The 17,662-nt window shown below is 71.0% G+C and carries 4 protein-coding genes; 2 read left to right on the top strand and 2 right to left on the bottom strand.

Annotated elements, in window-relative coordinates:
- Both WH07_RS21615 and WH07_RS21610 read right to left on the bottom strand, forming a co-directional pair.
- The coding region (locus WH07_RS21615; RefSeq protein WP_046502549.1) for an AMP-binding protein at positions 1–6,690 on the bottom strand (6,690 nt) is incomplete at its 3' end.
- On the bottom strand, positions 6,690–11,072 hold the full coding sequence (locus tag WH07_RS21610) for a non-ribosomal peptide synthetase (RefSeq protein ID WP_079023425.1): 4,383 nt from the start codon (positions 11,070–11,072) through the stop codon (positions 6,690–6,692). The genes WH07_RS21615 and WH07_RS21610, both read right to left, overlap by 1 nt.
- Before the next feature lie 394 nt (positions 11,073–11,466).
- Here WH07_RS21610 and WH07_RS21605 point away from each other — a divergent pair, with 394 nt between their 5' ends.
- Positions 11,467–16,593: a caspase family protein gene (locus WH07_RS21605; RefSeq protein ID WP_232789002.1), complete on the top strand. Its 5,127-nt coding sequence runs from the start codon at positions 11,467–11,469 to the stop codon at positions 16,591–16,593.
- Complete coding sequence (locus WH07_RS21600) at positions 16,590–17,444, top strand: hypothetical protein (RefSeq protein WP_046502535.1); 855 nt, start codon at positions 16,590–16,592, stop codon at positions 17,442–17,444. The genes WH07_RS21605 and WH07_RS21600 overlap by 4 nt, the downstream gene beginning before the upstream one ends.
- Positions 17,445–17,662 lie beyond the last annotated feature (218 nt).

Here is a 17,662-nt window from a genome sequence, read left to right as displayed (position 1 = left end):
GTGTGTGTCTGGTATCAGACCGCCCACCCCGCCGCGCGCGCCCGTACCGCCCGCCTCCACAATCACATGCGCATTCGTGCCACCGATTCCGAAGCTGCTCACCGCCGCCACCCGCTCGCGGTCCTCCGGCCATGGCAGCGAACGCTCCGGGAAATAGAACGGCGTCGCGTCCTCGCCGATCTGCGGATTCAGCCGGCGGAAGCCCAAAGCCGGGGGGATCTCGGCGTGGTGGAGGGCGAGGGTGGCTCGTATCAGACCGATGACTCCCGCCGCCGCGCCCAGGTGGCCCAGTTGGCTCTTGACCGAGGACAGGGCGCAGCGGGCGGCGGTGCCGGTGCCGCCGGTGGTGCCGAAGGCCTGGCGGAGGGCGGTGAACTCCACCGGGTCGCCCAGGCGGGTGGCGGTGCCGTGGGCTTCGACGTACCCGACCTCGGCTCCCGTACGGCCGCTGCGCCGCAGCGCGGAGCGGATCACCTCGCGCTGGCCGGCCAGTGAGGGGGCGCTGTAACCGAGCTTGTCGGCGCCATCGTTGTTGAGTGCGGAGCCGGTGACGACCGCGTACACCGTGTCCCCGTCGCGTTCGGCCAGTCGTAGCGGCTTCAGCACCACCACGCCCACCCCGCTCGCCCCGATCGTGCCCGCGGCGTCGTCGCTGAACGGGCGGCAGTGTCCGTCCGGGGAGAAGATGTGCTGCGGGCGGTAGCGGTAGCCCTCGCTCAGCCCGGTGTCGACGAGCACACCGCCGGCCAGCATCACGTCGGCGTCGCCCTGCCGCAGCAGACCGGCCGCCACATGCACGGCCACCAGCGAACTCGCGCAGGCCGCCTGCACCGTGAACGCCGGTCCTGTCAGACCGAGGTGGTAGGCGGCCTTGGTGGCGAGGAAGTCCTTGTCGTGGTGGAGCGCGAGCTGGAACTCGTCCGGCAGGCCGGCGGGGTCGGCCTCGCGGAGCATGGCCCGGTAGTACGTGTTCTCGCCGCAGCTCGCGACCAGGCCGACGCGCGCGACACGCTCGCCCTGCCGCCGCTCGACCGGGGCGCCCCGCCGCCCGTCCGATACGACACGGCCCCGGTCAGAGGTGGCGATACCGGCATGTGCCAGCGCCTCGACGCAGTTCATCAGCAGGTGCCGCTGCTGCGGGTCCATCAGCCGGGCCTCGTGCGGGCTGATCCCGAAGTGCCCGGGATCGAAGGACAGCAGACCGTCCATCTGGCTGCGGGCGCCTACGAGCCCCTCGGCGGCCTCGAAGTGTTCGATACCGCTGCCGCCCGTCCGTACGAGGTCCCAGAAGGCGGCCAGGTCCGGGGCACCGGGCAGTCGTACGGCCATCCCCACGACGGCGATCGGTTCGTCCGGCGAACCCACTGGACCGTCGGCAGAAGCTGAAGCCGGTTCCGGTTTCGGCTCCGATACGGATACGGATCCCGAGGCCGGGACCGAGGCCGACACCGAGGCCGACACCGAGGCCGAATCCGGAGACGCCGTCCCCTCCAGAAACCGCGCCAACCCCCTTACCGTCACATGCTCGAACAGGTCGGCGACGGAGAACGCCACCCCCAACTCAGTCGTACAGCGCAGATGAAAACGCATCAGGTCCAGGCTCGTCGCCCCCGCGTCGAAGAACCGCTGGTCGGGCCCCACTCGCTTGCCCGTCACCGCCTCGAACAGCCCGGCCAGCCGCGTTTCCCCCGCCGACAGCACCGGCTCGTCCGACCCGTACGCCTCCAACTCTTCGCCCGGCGCCGTCAGTACCGCCCTGCGATCCATCTTGCCGCTCGGGGTGCGCGGCAGCGACCGTATACGGCGGAAACGGCGTATACGCACAAAAGATGGCAACAGTGGGGCGAGATGCTCCGCCATCTCCTGTGCCGTCGGGGCGGGATCGTGGCACTCCAGGCACGCCACGAGGTCCTCGCCGTCCCTGGTCACCACCGCGTTGACGATCCGAGGGTGTTCGAGCAAAGCCGCCTCCACCTGGCCCAGTTCGAGCCGGTGGCCGCTCACCTTGATCTGCTCGTCGTCACGGCCCATGTAGTGGAGCAGGCCCTGCCGGTCGAAGCGCGCGAGGTCGCCACTGCGGTAAAAACGCACCGCCCCTTGCTCCGGCCCGGGCTCCGCCAGCTCCACGAACCTCGTGCGGTTCAGCTCCTCGTCGCCGAGATAGCACGGCGCGACCATCGTCCCGCCGATCAGCAAGTGCCCCGTACGCCCCGGCGGCACCGCCTCACCCGCCTCGTCGACCACCCGCAGCCACGCCCCGCCCACCGGGCGGCCGATCGCCGGACGGGCCGGCCACAACGCCGGGTCGCCCTCCAGGCACAGCCCGCTGACCACATGGGTCTCGGTCGGACCGTAGTGGTTGAACAGCCGTGCCCCGGGCAGTCCGGCGAACCACCGCCGGATGGCATCGGTGCATACGAGCTGCTCGCCCGCGGTGATCACCTCGCGCAGCCGCGAGGGATGACGCCCCAGCCGGGCACCGTGCTCCGCCAGGAGCTGGAGCGCCACGAAGGGCATGAAGAGACGCTCGACGCCCGCGGTTTCGAGCTGCTCCAGCAGCGCCGGGACATCGTGCCGCCAGCCCGGCCGCACCAGATGCAGATGCCCGCCGCCGCACAGGGTCGTGAAGATCTCCTGGAACGAGACGTCGAAGGACAGCATCGAGAACTGCTGCGTCACCGCGGGCCCCGCCAGTCCGCCCGCCCCCGACTGCCACTCCAGCAGATTGCACAGGGTGCGGTCGGGTACGTCGACGCCCTTGGGCGTACCGGTCGATCCCGAGGTGAACAGGGTGTACAGCGGCCGTCGGCCCTCATGAGACGTCGTGCTCCCATGGGCCGCGACGGGCACGGCCGGCGCGACGGCCGCCAGTGTCACCGGATAGCGCGGCAGATCGTCGGGCGAAGCGTCGAGTACGTCCTCGCCGCCCGGCGGTACGAGGACACACAGCGGCCGTGCCTGATCCAGGATCCGCCGCAGCAGAGCCGGCGGGTACGCGGGATCGAGCGGTACGGCGGTGAGGTTCAGCCGGGCCAGGGCCAGCAGCGCCACCACGTGTTCCGGCGACGGCGGAAGGTGCAGCGCGACCCGCGCCGGGGAACCGTCGTCCAGCGGCACCGGATGACGAGCCCGCAGGACCGCGGCCAACGCCTCGGCCTGCGCGTCCAGTTCGGCGTAACTCAGGGTCCGCCCTTCCGCCGTCACCGCCGGCGCGTCCGGGGTCCTGCGGACCTGCCGCGCGAACCCCTCGGCCACGGTCGTGAACGAGAGCGGTACGGAGGGGCCGCGCCCCGGATCGGCCAAGCCGCGTCGGTACGGGGCGATCAGCTCGGTGAGCGTGGCCGGACGCCCCTGCGCCAGCCGCTCGACGCCCTGCCGGAAGAGCAGGGCCGCCGCCTCGGCCCCGGCGCGGTCGAAGTGATCGTCGGCGTACTCCCACAGGCAGTCGAAGCCGGACTCGTGCTCGACCATCGACAGGGTCAGCGGGCACTTGGCCTCGGCGGGTTCCGGCCACTCGGGACGGATCTCGCAGCCCGGCAGTGCCAGCGCGCCGAACTCGGTGTTCTCCAGTACGAAGAGGAAATCGAAAGGGGGCCCGTCCGTACGGAAACGATGGTCGGCCAGAACATCGGCGAGGACCACGTCCTGCCGGTCCAGTACCGCCCGCGCCTCAGCGCCCTGTCTGATGAGCTGGGCCCTTAGATCCTCCGCCGGGCCCAGTTCCAGCGGCACCAGCGCGGTGTTGGCGAACATGCCGACCGACGACTCGAACGCGCGCAGCGGCCGGTTGGCCACCGGGGTGGCGATCAGCGGCCGGGCGTCGCCGGTCACCCCGTACAGACTCCACGCGAAGACGCTGAGCAGGAGCTGGAACCGGGTGAGGCCCAGTTCGGCGCCGAGCCGGTCGAGCGCGGTGCGGTGGTGCTGGCCGAGGGAGGTACGGAGGAGGCGGCCGGCGGCACGGTCCGGCGGGCGGACGGGCCGTACGGGAAGCAGGGGCGGCGATACGGCCGGGCGGCCCGCGTAGTGCTCCTTGAGGGCGGTGCGCTGGTCGAGGTACGGGGTGCGGGCGAGCCAGTCCGCCTGCCAGCCGGCGAAGTCGAGGGGGGTGGGGGCGGTGCCGGCGTCCTCGGGCGGGCCGGACTCCTCGCCGTGCAGCACGGCTCGGTAGTACGCCGAGAGGTCCCGGAACAGGACAGTCAGCGACCAGCCGTCGACGGCGATGTGGTGCAGACGCAGCAGGAGCGTTCCGCCGTTGCCTTCCGGAGCGGGCAGCCAGGAGGCTTGCAGCATCCGCGGTTCGGCCAGGTCGAAAGACGCGTCGAAGAGGAAGCGCCCGGCGGAGCCGTCCGAGCCGCCCGCCTCCGGCGCCGCGTCCCGAGGATCCGGCGCCGCGATCCACGGGTCGTACGGTTCACCCACCTCCTGGCGCAGCCCCTCCGGTGTCGTCCGGAACGACGTCCGCAACGCGGGATGGCGCGCCACCAGGCGCCGGAGCGCCTCACGCAGCGCCGCGATGTCGAGGGCGCCGCGGAGCCGGAAGGCGAGCGGCACGTTGTACGCGCGCGAGCCCGGGTCCCGCTGCTGGAGCAGCCACAACCGCTGCTGCTCGGAGGTGGCGGGCGCGGACCGGGCCCCGGACGGCGTCGGCGCGGACGGATACCCGGGCTCGCGCGGACCCTGCCGCCCCTCGGCGATCGCGGCGGCCAGAGCGGCGAAGTCGGCGCGCAGGACGAGCGACTGCGGCAGGTCGCGGTCCCAACGGCGGCTCACCTCGTGGCGCAGCCGCAGCGCCTTGAGCGAGTCGCCGCCCTGCGGGATCCAGCGGTCGTCCGGACGCAGATCCGGTACGCCGAGGACGCCCGCGGCCAGATCGAGGACCTCTTGCTGCCAGGCGGAGACCGGCTCGCTGTTGCTGTTGCTGTTGCTGTTGCGGTCGCCTTCGTTGGAGCCGGTGGCGAGTCGGCGCCATGGCTCGACCCCGCTGCTCAGAAGCGCGTCCTGGTCGACCTTGCCGTTGGCGTTCAGGGGCAGCGCGTCCATCACATACAACCGGTGGGGTCGCATATAGACCGGCAGTCCGGCCGTCAGATGGCCGTCGAAGTCGTCGAACGACAGGTCGCCGCGCGGCACGAGATACGCCAGCAGTTCGTTCGCCCCGGCGGTGTCGCGGCGGGTGCAGACGTATGCCTGCCGCACCGCCGGGTGCGACAGGATGTGCCGTTCGATCTCGCCCGGTTCGATCCGGAAGCCGCGGACCTTGACCTGCCGGTCGGCGCGTCCGACGTAGGTGATGAGCCCGGTGTCGTCGCGGCGCACCAGATCGCCCGTGCGGTACCAGACCCGGTCGCCGCCCTCATACCACGGCAGTCGGACGAAGCGGCGCTCGGTCTCCTCGGGCAGATCGCGGTAGCCGGCGGCCAGCCCCTCCCCGGCGAGGTGCAGTTCGGCCACCTCGCCGGGCCCGGCCGCGCGCGTGCCGTCGGCGACGAGCAGCGCCTCGGTGCCGGGCAGCGGGCCGCCGATCGGTACGACATCCGCGTCGAAGCCGCGCGGAACGGGGTGGCAGAGGGCGAAGGTGGTCGACTCGGTGGGGCCGTAGACGTTGTGGAGGCGGGTGGTGCTGGTGGGGTTGTCGCGGTACCAGCGGCGGATCAGAGCCGCGTTGAGCTGCTCACCGCCGATCAGGACCCGGTCGACGGTGGCGAAGCAGTCGGGCACCTCGTCGACGACCGCGTTGAAGAGGGCGGTGGTGACGAAGAGGGTGTCGACGCGCTCGCGCTCCAGGGCCGCCGCGAGCAGACGCGGGGTCTGGACCTCGGCGTCGCCGAGGATCACACAGCAGCCGCCGGTCAGCAGGGGCACCCAGACTTCGAAGCTGAGGGCGTCGAAGGCGGGGTTGGCGAGGCAGGCGTAACGGACGCCGCCGGCCGGTTCTGTGTAGCCGGGCCGCGCGAGTCGCAGAATGCCGGCGTCCCGGACCTCAACACCCTTGGGGCGGCCGGTGGTTCCGGAGGTGTAGAAGAGGAACGAACAGGCCGGCCCGGCGCCGGACCCGGGCTGCCCGCCGGCTTCCGGGGCGCCGGGGTGGGGCTGCCCGCCGGGTGCCGCGTCGCCCGGTTCGTACGGTTCGGACCGCGGCTGCTCGTACGGTACGACCTGCCCGTACGGCTCCGGCTCCGGCTCTCCGGGCCGTAGGACCTGCCCCTCCGCACCCGCCCCCAGCAGCGTATCCGCCGCCAGTGACACCACAGTTGGCGCGAGTCCGCCGGGCGGTTCCTCGCCTTGGCCGTGCCCGTAGCCGAAGCCGTGCCCGTGGCCGTCTCCGTGCCCACGCGCGTGCACGAGCGCCACGCTCGCCGAATCCTCCAGCATGTGGCGCTGCCGGGCGGGCGGGCTCTGCGCGTCGAGAGGTACGACCGTCGCCCCCGCCCGCAGGATGCCGAGCATCACGCACACCAGGGACCACGAACGCGGCAGGCACACCGCGACCGCCTGCCCGGGCCGTACCCCCTCGCTCCGCAGCGCACGGGCGACGGCCGCGCTGCGCCGGTCGAGTTCGGCGTAGTCGATCCGCCGGTCACCGTCCACGACCGCGGTGGCCGACGGCGTACGGCGCGCCTGCGCGAGGACCGCCCCGGCGAGGCTCCGGGGAACGGCCCGGTCCGGAACTGCGGAAGCCCCATCCATCACGCCTGCCGCCCCTCGAACCGTACGACCGGCCGCTCATCGACCGCGTCCCGTTCATCGGCCGTGGCCCGATCACCGGCCACGACCGGAGACGCCCCGGCGCCGACGTCAGCCCGAGCCCCGGTCCCGGTCCCGGTCCCAGTCCCGTTCCGAGCACCGGCCTCAGCCTCAGCCTCAGCCCGGGTCCCCGCCCCCAGCCGCTCCAGCTCCTTCTCGATCACTGCCGCCACACGCACCACCTCGCCGCTCTCCAGCAGCTCCCAGTGGTCGCAGTCCACCGGCTCGACCTGCCAGCCCCCCTCGGCCCGCCGCCGCCAGAACTCCCGTACCGCGCGGTGGAACGGCGTGTCGTCGGCGGCCTCCACGGCCTGGACCAGCACCAGCCGGGCCGGTGAGGGCAGCGGCAGATGGTCGCGGGCTGTCATCCGGTTGTGGTTGTAGACGTGGAAGTAGCGCTCGATCTGCGCGTCGTCGATTCCGGGATACATGCCGTTGAACCTCACGAGCTTGTCGCGGAACTCCGCCATGTCCACCGGCGCGACCGCCGCGCGGTCGGCGGGATCGTCGCTGGCCTGCGTGTCGAGCAGGACCACGCTCACATCGTTCCTGCCGCCCAGCGCCAGCCGCCGCCCCATCTCATGGGCGACGAGACCGCCGTACGAGAGGCCGGTGAGGACCAGCGGTCCGGCGGGCAGCGGTTCGATCAGCCGCAGATAGGCCTCCGCCATGGCCTCGACGGAGGGCAGGAACGCTTCACCCGGGTTCAGTCCGGGGGACTGGATCCCGTACAGACCGATGGACCCGGAAAGCGCCTTGGCCAGTGACAGATAGCAGAACGCGGTGCCCCCGGCCGGATGGACGCACACCACCCGGCCCTGGCCCTCGCCCTCGCCACGGTCCTGGTCCTCGCCCGCGCGGAACTCGATGAGGCCGCTCTCCGGGCGGTCCGGAGCGCCGTGCCTGAGGAGTCCGCCGAGGGACTCGATGGTCGGATGCAACAGGATGTCGCGTACGGGGAGCGGCACGCCCAGGCTCTCGCGTACGGCATGCGCCATCTTGATCGCCGACAGGGAAGTGCCGCCGAGGTCGAAGAAGCTGTCCCCTATACCTATGTCGGGGTGCAGCAGAATGTCCCGCCATATCTGATAGAGCGTCAGCTCGATATGGTCGCGCGGACTGGCCTGGTTGACCTGTGCGGGCCCGTCGGCCCCGACGCTCCGCAGCAGGGCCGCCCGGTCGAGCTTGCCGCCGTGTGTGAGGGGCAGGGAGGGCAGTTCGACGAAGACAGCGGGGATCATGTAGTCCGGCAGGCGCCTGGCCAGCGCGGCACGCCATGCGTGCGGCCCGCGCGGTTCGGCGTCGCCGTGGCCGATCCCCGCCACCAGGCGCGGCTGACCGGCCGGGTCGTGGTCGGCCAGCACCGCGGCCTCGCGGACCCCGGGCAGCGCCAGCAGTGCCGCCTCGATCTCGCCCGGCTCGATACGGAAGCCGCGCAGCTTGACCTGGTCGTCGCTCCGGCCCGCGTACTCGGTGTTGCCGTCGGGCAGTCTGCGCGCGAGGTCGCCCGTACGGTACATCCGCTCACCCGGCACGAAGGGATTGGCGACGAACCGCTCGGCCGTCAGATCCGGCCGGTGCAGATACCCCCTGGCCAGGCTCGCGCCTCCCAGAAAGACCTCGCCCGTCACCCCGGCCGGCACCGGACGCAGCCGTTCGTCCAGCAGATAGAGCCGGGTCCCGTCCAGCGGCCGGCCGATCGGGCAGGGGCGGTCCAGGGGCTGCGGAGCGGTGTACGCGGTGCTGTAGAGGGTGGCCTCAGTGGGCCCGTACCCGTACCGGATCCGCAGACCGGGCAGCGCCCGGCACATCCGGTACAGCGCCATCTCGGGCAGGCTCTCCACCCCGGTCAGCACCTGGCGCAGGGCCAGACCGCGCAGCCGTTCCTCCGGCGCTTCGTCGATCCACTTGATGTACGACGGGGGCAGGAAGGCCTGGACGACACGGTGCTCGCGCAGCCAGCCCATCAGCGCCTCGGGGTCGCCGCGCAGCTCTTCGGGGACGAGATGGAGGGTGCCGCCGGTGGTGAGCGGCATGAGGATCTCGTGCACGGACGCGTCGAAACCGATGCTGGACCAGGCGGAATGCGCCTCGCCGGGCTCGTCGCCCATCAGCGCGCGCCAGGAGTCGAAGAGGTTGAGGACGCTCGCGTGGGTCACGGCGACGCCCTTGGGGCGGCCGGTGGATCCGGAGGTGTGGATGACGTAGGCGAGGCGGGAGGGCGGGACGGTGACGGCGGGGGAGTGGTCGGCCTGTCCTTCTTCTTCCACGGCGGTGAGGGCGAGCCGGCGCTCGGACGCGTCCACTGGTGAGGAGTCCGGGGCGGCGCGGGGGGTGGCGTCAGGGGCGGCGTCCGTGAGGACCAGGGCCGGAGCCGAGTCCTCGACGACGACCGACAGCCGCTCGGCGGGCTGTCCGGGGTCGAGCGGCAGATAGGCGGCGCCTGCCTTCAGGATCCCCAGGATGCCGACGACCAGTTCGGGCGACCGCCCGGTGTGCAGCCCGACGACCTGGTCGGGGCGGACTCCGCGGGCGATGAGGGCGTGGGCCAGCCGGTTGGCGCGCCGGTCGAGGGTGGCGTAGTCGAGCTGCTCCTCACCGGCGACGAGGGCGGGGGCGGTGGGGCGTATGCGTACCTGCTCCTCGAACCGTTCGACGAGCCCGGGGCTTGCGGGCTGTGGACGGGACTCTTCGCGCTCCGGCGACGGCGGCCGTGACGGCAACGGCGACCGCGGCTGCGACGGCAAGAGCGGCTGTGACGGTGACGACCCCAACTCGGCCAGGCCGTTCCAGTCCGCCAGCAGCCGCCGGCGCTCCTCCGCGTCCATCAGGTCGAGGTCGTCGACGGACCGGTCCGGATCCTCGGCCATCCCGGCCAGTACCTGCCGCAGATACCCCGCGTACCGCTCGGCCGTCCCGTGGTCGAACAGCGCGGTCGCGTAGTCGAGTTGCCCCTCGATACGCCCGCCCGTCTCGCTCAGCGACAGCGCCAGATCGAACTTGGCCGCCGCGTGCGGGATGGCGAGCGGCTCGGCGTCGATGCCCGGAAGGTCCAGCAGGCCCTTCCTGTCCGGGACCCAGGCGCACATGGTCTGGAAGACCGGGGTGTGCGCGGCGCTGCGCGGCGGATTGACCAGTTCCACGACCCGCTCGAACGGCAGGTCCTGGTGGTCGAGCGCCCCTCGTACCACCCCGCGCACCCGCTTCAGCAGCGCGGCCGAGGTCGGCGAACCGGACAGATCCACCCGCAGCGCAAGGGAGTTGACGAAGAAGCCGATGAGCTTGCGGACCTCCGGGCGGCGGCGGTTGGCGGCGGGAGTGCCGACAACGATGTCCGTACGACCGGTCAGCCGCGACAGTACGACCGCCCACCCGGCCAGGACCGCCACGAACAGCGTCCCGCCCTGCCGTCGCGCCACACTCGCGAGCCGCGCGGTCAGCTCCTCGTCCAGCGAGAAACTCACCCGGCCCCCGCGGTGGTCCTGCTCGGGCGGCCGGGGCCGGTCGGTCGGCAGTTCCAGCAGCGAGGGGGCGTCGGCCAACTGCTCCTTCCAGTACGCCGCCTGCGCGCCGGGCGCGTCCCCGGCCGCCCAACGCCGCTGCTCGGCGGCGTACTCGGCGTACTGGAGGGGCAGCGGCGGCAGCGGATCGCCGGTGCCCTGGGCCAACGCGACGTAGAGCGCACCGAGTTCGCGCAGCATCACATCCATGGACTGGCCGTCGTAGACGCTGTGGTGCATGGTCAGCAGCAGGATGTGGTGATCGGCGCCGAGTACGATCAGCCGCCCCCGCCCGAGCGGACCCTTGGCGAGGTCGAAAGGCGTGGTGAGTTCGGCGAGCCGCAGCCCGGCGACACGGTCCTCGGCCCGGCCCGCAGCGCGGTCCCCGGCCCGCTCCCCGGCCCGCTCCTCGGCGTGTCCATCGCCGCCGCCATCGCCGCCGCCTTCGGTGTCGCCCCCAGCACGGTCTTCGGCATCGGCCAGACCGGTGAAATCATCGGTTTCCAGGGCGAATCCGGTGTCCGGCGGATCGATGAGCTGACGTACCTCACCCTCCTCGGAAACCAGCCGGGTCCGCAGCGCCTCATGCCGCGCCACCAGCGCGTCGAGCGCCCGCGCCAGCACTTCACGGTTCAGCGGCCCGCGCAGCTCGAACGCCATGGCCTCGTTGTACGCCGTACTCGCCCCCGGCATCTGCGACAGAAACCAGAGCCGCTGCTGCTGGAAGGAGGTGACGGCCGACGCGTGGATGAGTTCTCTGGGCGACAAGCTGGCTCTCCTCGTCCGCGGGTGGCTCACTGGGGAGGGGCAACACGCGCCGGGCATATGACGACAACGTTGCCATCGAGTAACGGATCACCAGACACCAGCCGCCCCGAACGCACGGAACGACTGCGGCACGAGGCACCGCGACACTCCCGGAACCACATGCTCCGCGATAATCGATCACCCCCCAAGACCCTGTCAATGGGCCCTTGTTATAAGGGAGTTCCAGCCGAGAACGATCTTGAGCGGTGCCGGGCCTGAGGCCCTCCGGACTCCGGTCCGGTCCTCGTATGGCGTCCGGTTTCACCATTTGCCGAGTGCGGTGAGCGATTGTCGCTACAGTCTCTGCAGACGCTGATACGCAGGGTGGGGCGGATCTTTGGGACGGCGATTCTTCATCGCGTTGGGGAGTGGCCGGTACTGTCACCTTCCCGAGGGCGAGCAACTGGGCTCCGTGCCCGCCGACATGGGCGTGATGACGGAGCTGTTCACCGCCTTCGGGTACCAGCCGGTGCTCCCCGGGCTCGGTGAGTACGACGGAGCCGACCAGATCCGGCAGAAGCTGCGGCACTGGTCGGCGGATACCGCCCTCACCGGTGATGACGTGGTTGTCCTGTACTTCGCCGGTCACGGCGCCGTGGAAGCGCACGACCGGCACTATCTCTTCTGCTGGGACTCGACCCCCGACGACCTCGCCGCCACAGCCCTGGCCACCGAGGACCTGGTCCGCATTCTGGGCAAGGGGGACCTGAGGCACTTGCTGCTGATCCTCGACACCTGTGCGGGCGGCGCGGGCAGCGCGGAGGCGGCCGTGGTCGCCCTCCAGCGGCTCGCGTATCGCAGCCCCGGCGGCGAGGCTTCCACCGGACTGTGGTTTCTGGCCTCCGCCCGCCGCAAGGACATCGCCGAGGACGGCGGGTTCGTGACCGCGCTCGGTGAGGCGGTGACGACAACGACGGAACGCACTGGGCAGCGCCAGCAGTATCTCGACCTCACCGAACTGGTGAAGGCGGTCAACGAGCGCTTCGAGGCCGACGGCCGGGGGCAGCGCGCCGAACTCGCCAGCGGCCTGGTGACGGGACTGGCGCCCTTCCTGCGCAACGTCGGCTACCACCCCGAACTGCCCCCGATCGGCACCGATCTCGAAATCCAGCGCCGGGTCGCCGAGAGGGATCTCACCGAGCATTTCGGACCGCGCTCGCGCGGCGTGGAATTCGAATCCGAGCAGGGCCTGTACTTCAGCGGACGGGTCACCGTACTCACCGAGCTGGTCGACTGGCTGACGGCGGAGGACGGCGACGGGAGAGGCCGCATCGTCACCGGGAGTCCGGGCTGTGGGAAGTCGGCCGTCCTCGGCAGGATCGTGGCTCTGTCGGACAGCCGCTACCGGTCGAGGCTCGACCTCTCCGGTGTCGATCCGGCGACCGTCGTGCCTGAGGGATGTGTGGCTGCTGCCGTACACGCGCGGCACAAGCGGCTCGAAGAGGTGGTGGAGCGGATCGGCTCCGCTCTTGGCGTACCAGCGGACGGCGCAGCCGCGCTGCTCCAGGAACTGACACGGCGCAGCCGCCAAGGACCGCCGCTGGTGATCGTCGTGGACGCCGTCGACGAGGCGGGCTCGGACACCGCGGCGGACGCGGGGGGCCACGGCGAGCCGCGCCGTATCAGCCGTGAGCTGCTGCGCCCCATGTCGGAGATCCAGGGCGTACGGCTTCTCGTGGGGACCCGCCACGAACTCGTCGGCCCCCTCGGTCCCACCTTCAGCCGCATGGACCTCGACCAGCCCAAGTATCGCGCGGGCGACGACGATGTGGCGGGATACGTCGCCCGGGTGCTGCTCGCGGCCGAGGAGCCCGAGATACGCACCCCCTACCGCGGACTGCCCGATCTGGCCCGCACGGTCGCCCGTGGAGTCGCGGCCAAGGCCGCGGGCGTCTATCTCTACGCCAGGACCACCGCGCGCACCCTGCGTTCGGACCTCGTGCCGGTCGATGTGCGCAGCCCCGGCTGGGCGGAGAAGTTACCGAGCGAAATCGGCGGCGCCTTCGACGACTACCTCGAACGCTTCGGTACGGACGAGCCCAGGGTCCGCCGCATGCTGCTCGCCCTGGCCTTCTCCGAAGGCAAGGGCCTGCCCCGCGGCCGGGTCTGGACAGAGCTGAGTTCGGTGATCTCGGGTGTTCCCTGTACGGAGGCGGACGTCTCCTGGGCGCTCGATGTGGCCGAGGCGTACATCGCCGAAGTCATCGACGACGACCAGCGGTCGGCCTACCGGCTCTACCACAAGGCGCTCGCCGAGCACCTGCGCGCGACCGCGGACCGTCCCTCGGCGGAGATCCAGCGCTCAGTCGTCGAAGCTCTCGTCTCGCTCGTACCGGTATCCGCGGGCGGCCGCCCCGACTGGTTCGCGGCAGCGCCGTATGTGCGCCAGCATCTGGCCACGCACGCCGCCGCGGCCGAGATGCTCTCCGGGCTGATGGAGGACCCCGGATTCCTGCTCGCGTGCGAGCCGCTGGCGCTGCTACGGGCCTTCGCGTCGGTCGAGGGCGCGGAGGCACGTCGTATCCGTGGCGCGTACGAGCAGGTCGCACACCGGCTCACGGCCGACCGCCCGCTCGGGGAACGGGCCGCCGATCTGCAACTGTCCGCACGGCGGTGCGAGGCGGACCAACTGGCCGATCGCATCGGTGAACTCGGGGTCGCCATGCCCTGGTCGGCGAGCTGGGCCTGGTGGTCCACCAGCGGAGTGCACCGGCTGCTCAGCGGCCACACCAAGTCGATCCAGTGCACGGCGGTCGGCGAGCTGGACGGCCGTCCTGTCGCGGTGACCGGCAGTCTCGACGGAACGGCGCTGGTGTGGGACCTCGTCTCGCAGCGGAAGATCGGCGAGGCGTTGTCGGTGGGCGTCGCGGTGAGCGCCATCGCCATCGGCGACCTCGGCGACTATACGGTCGTCCTCACCGGCGGCGAGGACGGCAGCGTCAGGATCTGGGACCTCTCCGCCGGTCAGGAGTACGGCCGGCCGTTCATCGGCCACACCAACCGTGTCGAGAGCATCGTTGTCGGCACCCTCGGCAACCATCCGGTGGTGCTGACGGCGAGCGCGGACGGCACGGCCCGTATCTGGGACCTCGTCGGCCGGAAACAGCTCGGAAAGGCGCTCAGCGCGCACCGGCGTACGGTCAACGACGCGGATCTGGGAGAGCTGGACGGACGTCCCGTCGCGATCACCGGTGGTGACGACCAGGCCGTGTACGTATGGGACTTGAGCGGGCTGCTCGACGGGGAAGACGCGTGTGTCGACGGCAGCCCGCTGCTCGGATCGGCGGGCGCGGTCACCGCGGTGAGTGTGGCGCGGCGCGGCGACCGGACGGTGGCGCTCGTCGGTGACTCGACCGGTCTGCTGAGCTGTTGGGACCTGCGGGACCGGCGGCAGCTCGGCGAACCCGTCGTGGCTCACAATTCCTATACGGCCAGTGGAGTCTATTCGGTGGTCACAGGCCGGTTCAGGAGCCGGGCTGTCGCACTGACCTGCGGCGCCGAGGACGTCCGGCTGTGGGACCTGGACAGCCTTCAGCAGATCGGACAGCCGCTGCGCGGCCATGTGGAGGGCATCACGGCTGCCGCGCTCGTCGACCGGGCGGATGCTTCGCTGGCAGTCACGGTCAGCGGGGACCGCACGGCCCGTATCTGGGATCTCACCACGGAACAGCCGGAGGAGGGGCATATCCGAGAGGTGGTCGAGATGGCGTTCTGCGATGTCCGGGGCCGTCCAATGCTGATCACAGGAGCGGAGGACGGTACCGCCCGGTTCTGGGATCTCCGTACTCGCCATCAGGCGGGACCTCCCATGGAAGGCCACTCCGGCGCGGTCCAGGCCGTCGCGCTCCATACGAGCGGCAGCCGGGTGATCGCGGCGACGGGCGGTGCCGACACCACCGTCCGCCTGTGGGAACCGTTCTCGGGAAGGGCGCTGGGGGTCCTCACGGGGCACACGAACGTGGTGACATGCGTGGCGATCAGCGAGCTGGACGGTGAGCCGGTCGTGGTCAGTGGCAGCGAGGACGGCACGGTCCGGATCTGGGGCATCGGCTCCGGGGCGCAGATCGGCCCACCGATCGCAGGGCACATCGGCGGAGTACGGCGCCTTGCCGTGAGGCGGACGGGAGCGAACCTCGACATCCTGCTCGTCACCTCGTCGGGCCATTGCTATGTCCGGAAGGCAGCCGGTTCCGGGAGGGCCGTGCATCTCTCGCTGGAGGACTACACACCGTCAGCCAGGGCTGTGAGCGTGGCATTCCACGGCGATCGTCCGGTGGTCCTGTGTTCCCTTGAGGGCAACGACGTGTATGTGCTGGATGTGACAAACATGTCCACAGTCGCGGGGCCGTTCCACGGCCACACCGAGTTGGTCCTGTCATCTGCCCTCGGCCGGGTGGGCGGAAGGGCGGTCTTGGCCACTAAGTCATACGACAACACCGTGTGTCTCTGGGATCTCACAACCGCCTCGGTCCTCGGGCCCCCGCTGGAAGGGGACAATCAGTCCACTTACGCTGCGCCGGTGTTCGGCCAGGTCGACGGAGTTCCCGTGGCGGTAATCGCGCACCGGCGAGTGGTACGCATCTGGGATCTGGTGTCCGCACGCCCCATGGGCGAGCCCCTGTGCGGTGTGGACTGGAGAACGGAGTCGGTCAGCATTCTCAGGACCGCCGCCGGCCGTGCCGTCGTCGCCGTCGAGGACTACGACGGTGTGATCCGTACCCACGATCTGAACAACGGCCACCAGGTGGCCAGTCCGATCAGCGCGATGGCCTACTTCGGCCTCGGGATGACGACGGCGCCGACAGGCGGGGGAAACGTTCTGGTGCGTAGCGGGCCGGGGACGGAAGTGTGGAGCCTGGAGGACAGAAAGCGGATCGCCACCCGCCCGGGCTCCTCGTCGAATCCCTGCGTTCACACGATGGACGGCAGGAATGTGGTGGTGTCGGTGGGGAGCGACTACGAGCTCCACGCCTGGGACCTGGACACGCAGATCCCCGTCTGCAAGACGATGACCGGACATACGGCATTTGTGACAACCGTGCGGACATGGACCTTCGAGGATGTGGAACTCGCGGCGAGTGCGTCCATGGACGGAACGGTACGGCTGTGGGATCTGCGCACCGGAGCACCCTGGGGTGAGCCGCTCCCCGGTCATGAGAGGGGAGTGCGCGCACTCGAGTTCGCCCGCCTGGACCGTGACATCATCGTTTCCGGCACCGAGAACGGACGTCTGCGCTTCTGGGACCTGGCCGACTGCGGGGACACCGGTGTGGAACTTGAGACGTTCCCGTCCTCCGTCACCGCGATCCGCTTCGCGCACATCGGCGGCAGCCCCATTCTGGTCGCCGGTGACCGGTACGGACAGATGAGGCTCTGGGACACCCGGTCCCCGCGCTGGAATCTCGCACTCGACATCGGCAGCGGAATCAGTGACATCGCGCTCGACGACGAAGGACGTGTCTGTGTCGCGACGGACATGGGCGTCGTCGCCCTCCGTGTCAATGCCGCGGGCCGGACCAAGGAGTTGAGTGCCGAGTGACCCGTGTCGTCCTTGTCCATGGCATCGCGCAGGAACTGAAAGGAGCGGACACGCTCCTTGCCGACTGGTATCCCGCGCTGTGCGACGGCCTGGCGCTGGCTGAGGAGGTACGGCTGACCCGGCAGGAGGTCGGCATGGCCTTCTACGGTGATCTGTTCCGCCCGTCCGGCCACCGTGCCCTCGGGCTGCCCCGGATGGACGCGTCCGATGTTCAGGAAGGGCTGGAACAGGAGCTGCTGCTTCAGTGGTGGGAGTCGGCGTCCGCGTACGAGACTCAGGTGGCCGGTCCTGAAGTGATCGCCCGTGTGCGAACGCCGTACCTCGTCCAGCGGGCCCTTGACGCGCTGAGCCACTCGTCCTTCTTCGCCGGTCTCAGCGAACACTTGATGATCTCCAGCGCGCGGCAGGTGCGACGCTATTTCACCGAGCCCGAGGTACGGGCCGCCGTCCAGGACCGGCTCGCCCGGCAGGTGACGGACCGTACCGAGGTGATCGTCGCGCACTCGCTGGGCTCAGTGATCGCGTACGAGGCGCTCTGTGCCCATCCCGGCTGGCGCGACCTCACGCTGGTGACGCTCGGATCCCCGCTGGGGGTGCGCAAGGTCGTATTCGACCGGCTCAGCCCGCTACCCGCCGACGGGCTGGCCCGCTGGCCGGTACCCGTGAAGGCGTGGACGAACGTCGCCGACAAGGGCGACGCCGTCGCGCTGGTGAAGCAGCTCGCCCCGTCGTTCGGCGGGCGGGTCAGCGATGTCCCCGTGCACAACGGGGCCAAGGCCCACGACGTACGCCCGTACCTCACGGCCCGTGAAACCGGCCGGGCGATCGGCCAGGCGCTCACGCGTTCGTAAGCGCGGCGTATCGGCGCGGGGCAGGGCCGGGAGCCGGTGGCGCGGCACGCGCAAAGCTCTCCCCACCGGGCCCGGGGCTGGGAAGGCGCGGTGGGGAGAGCGGTCTGTGCGGGTGGGACGGTTGCACCGGACGGCCCGGGTGGAGCGGCAGGTCCTGTCCGGCTGGTCAGGGCCTGGCCAGGTGGAGCGGTCGGCGGTGGTGCACCGGCCGAGCCGGG

The organism is Streptomyces odonnellii (assembly GCF_000981895.1).
Lineage (GTDB): Bacteria > Actinomycetota > Actinomycetes > Streptomycetales > Streptomycetaceae > Streptomyces > Streptomyces odonnellii.
This window is presented reverse-complemented; position numbering and strand designations above follow the sequence as displayed.

Excerpts from the sequence above, each read along its gene's own strand:
- WH07_RS21610 (WP_079023425.1), bottom strand. The coding sequence starts at position 11,072 with ATGCCCGGCGCGTGTTGCCCCTCCCCAGTGAGCCACCCGCGGACGAGG.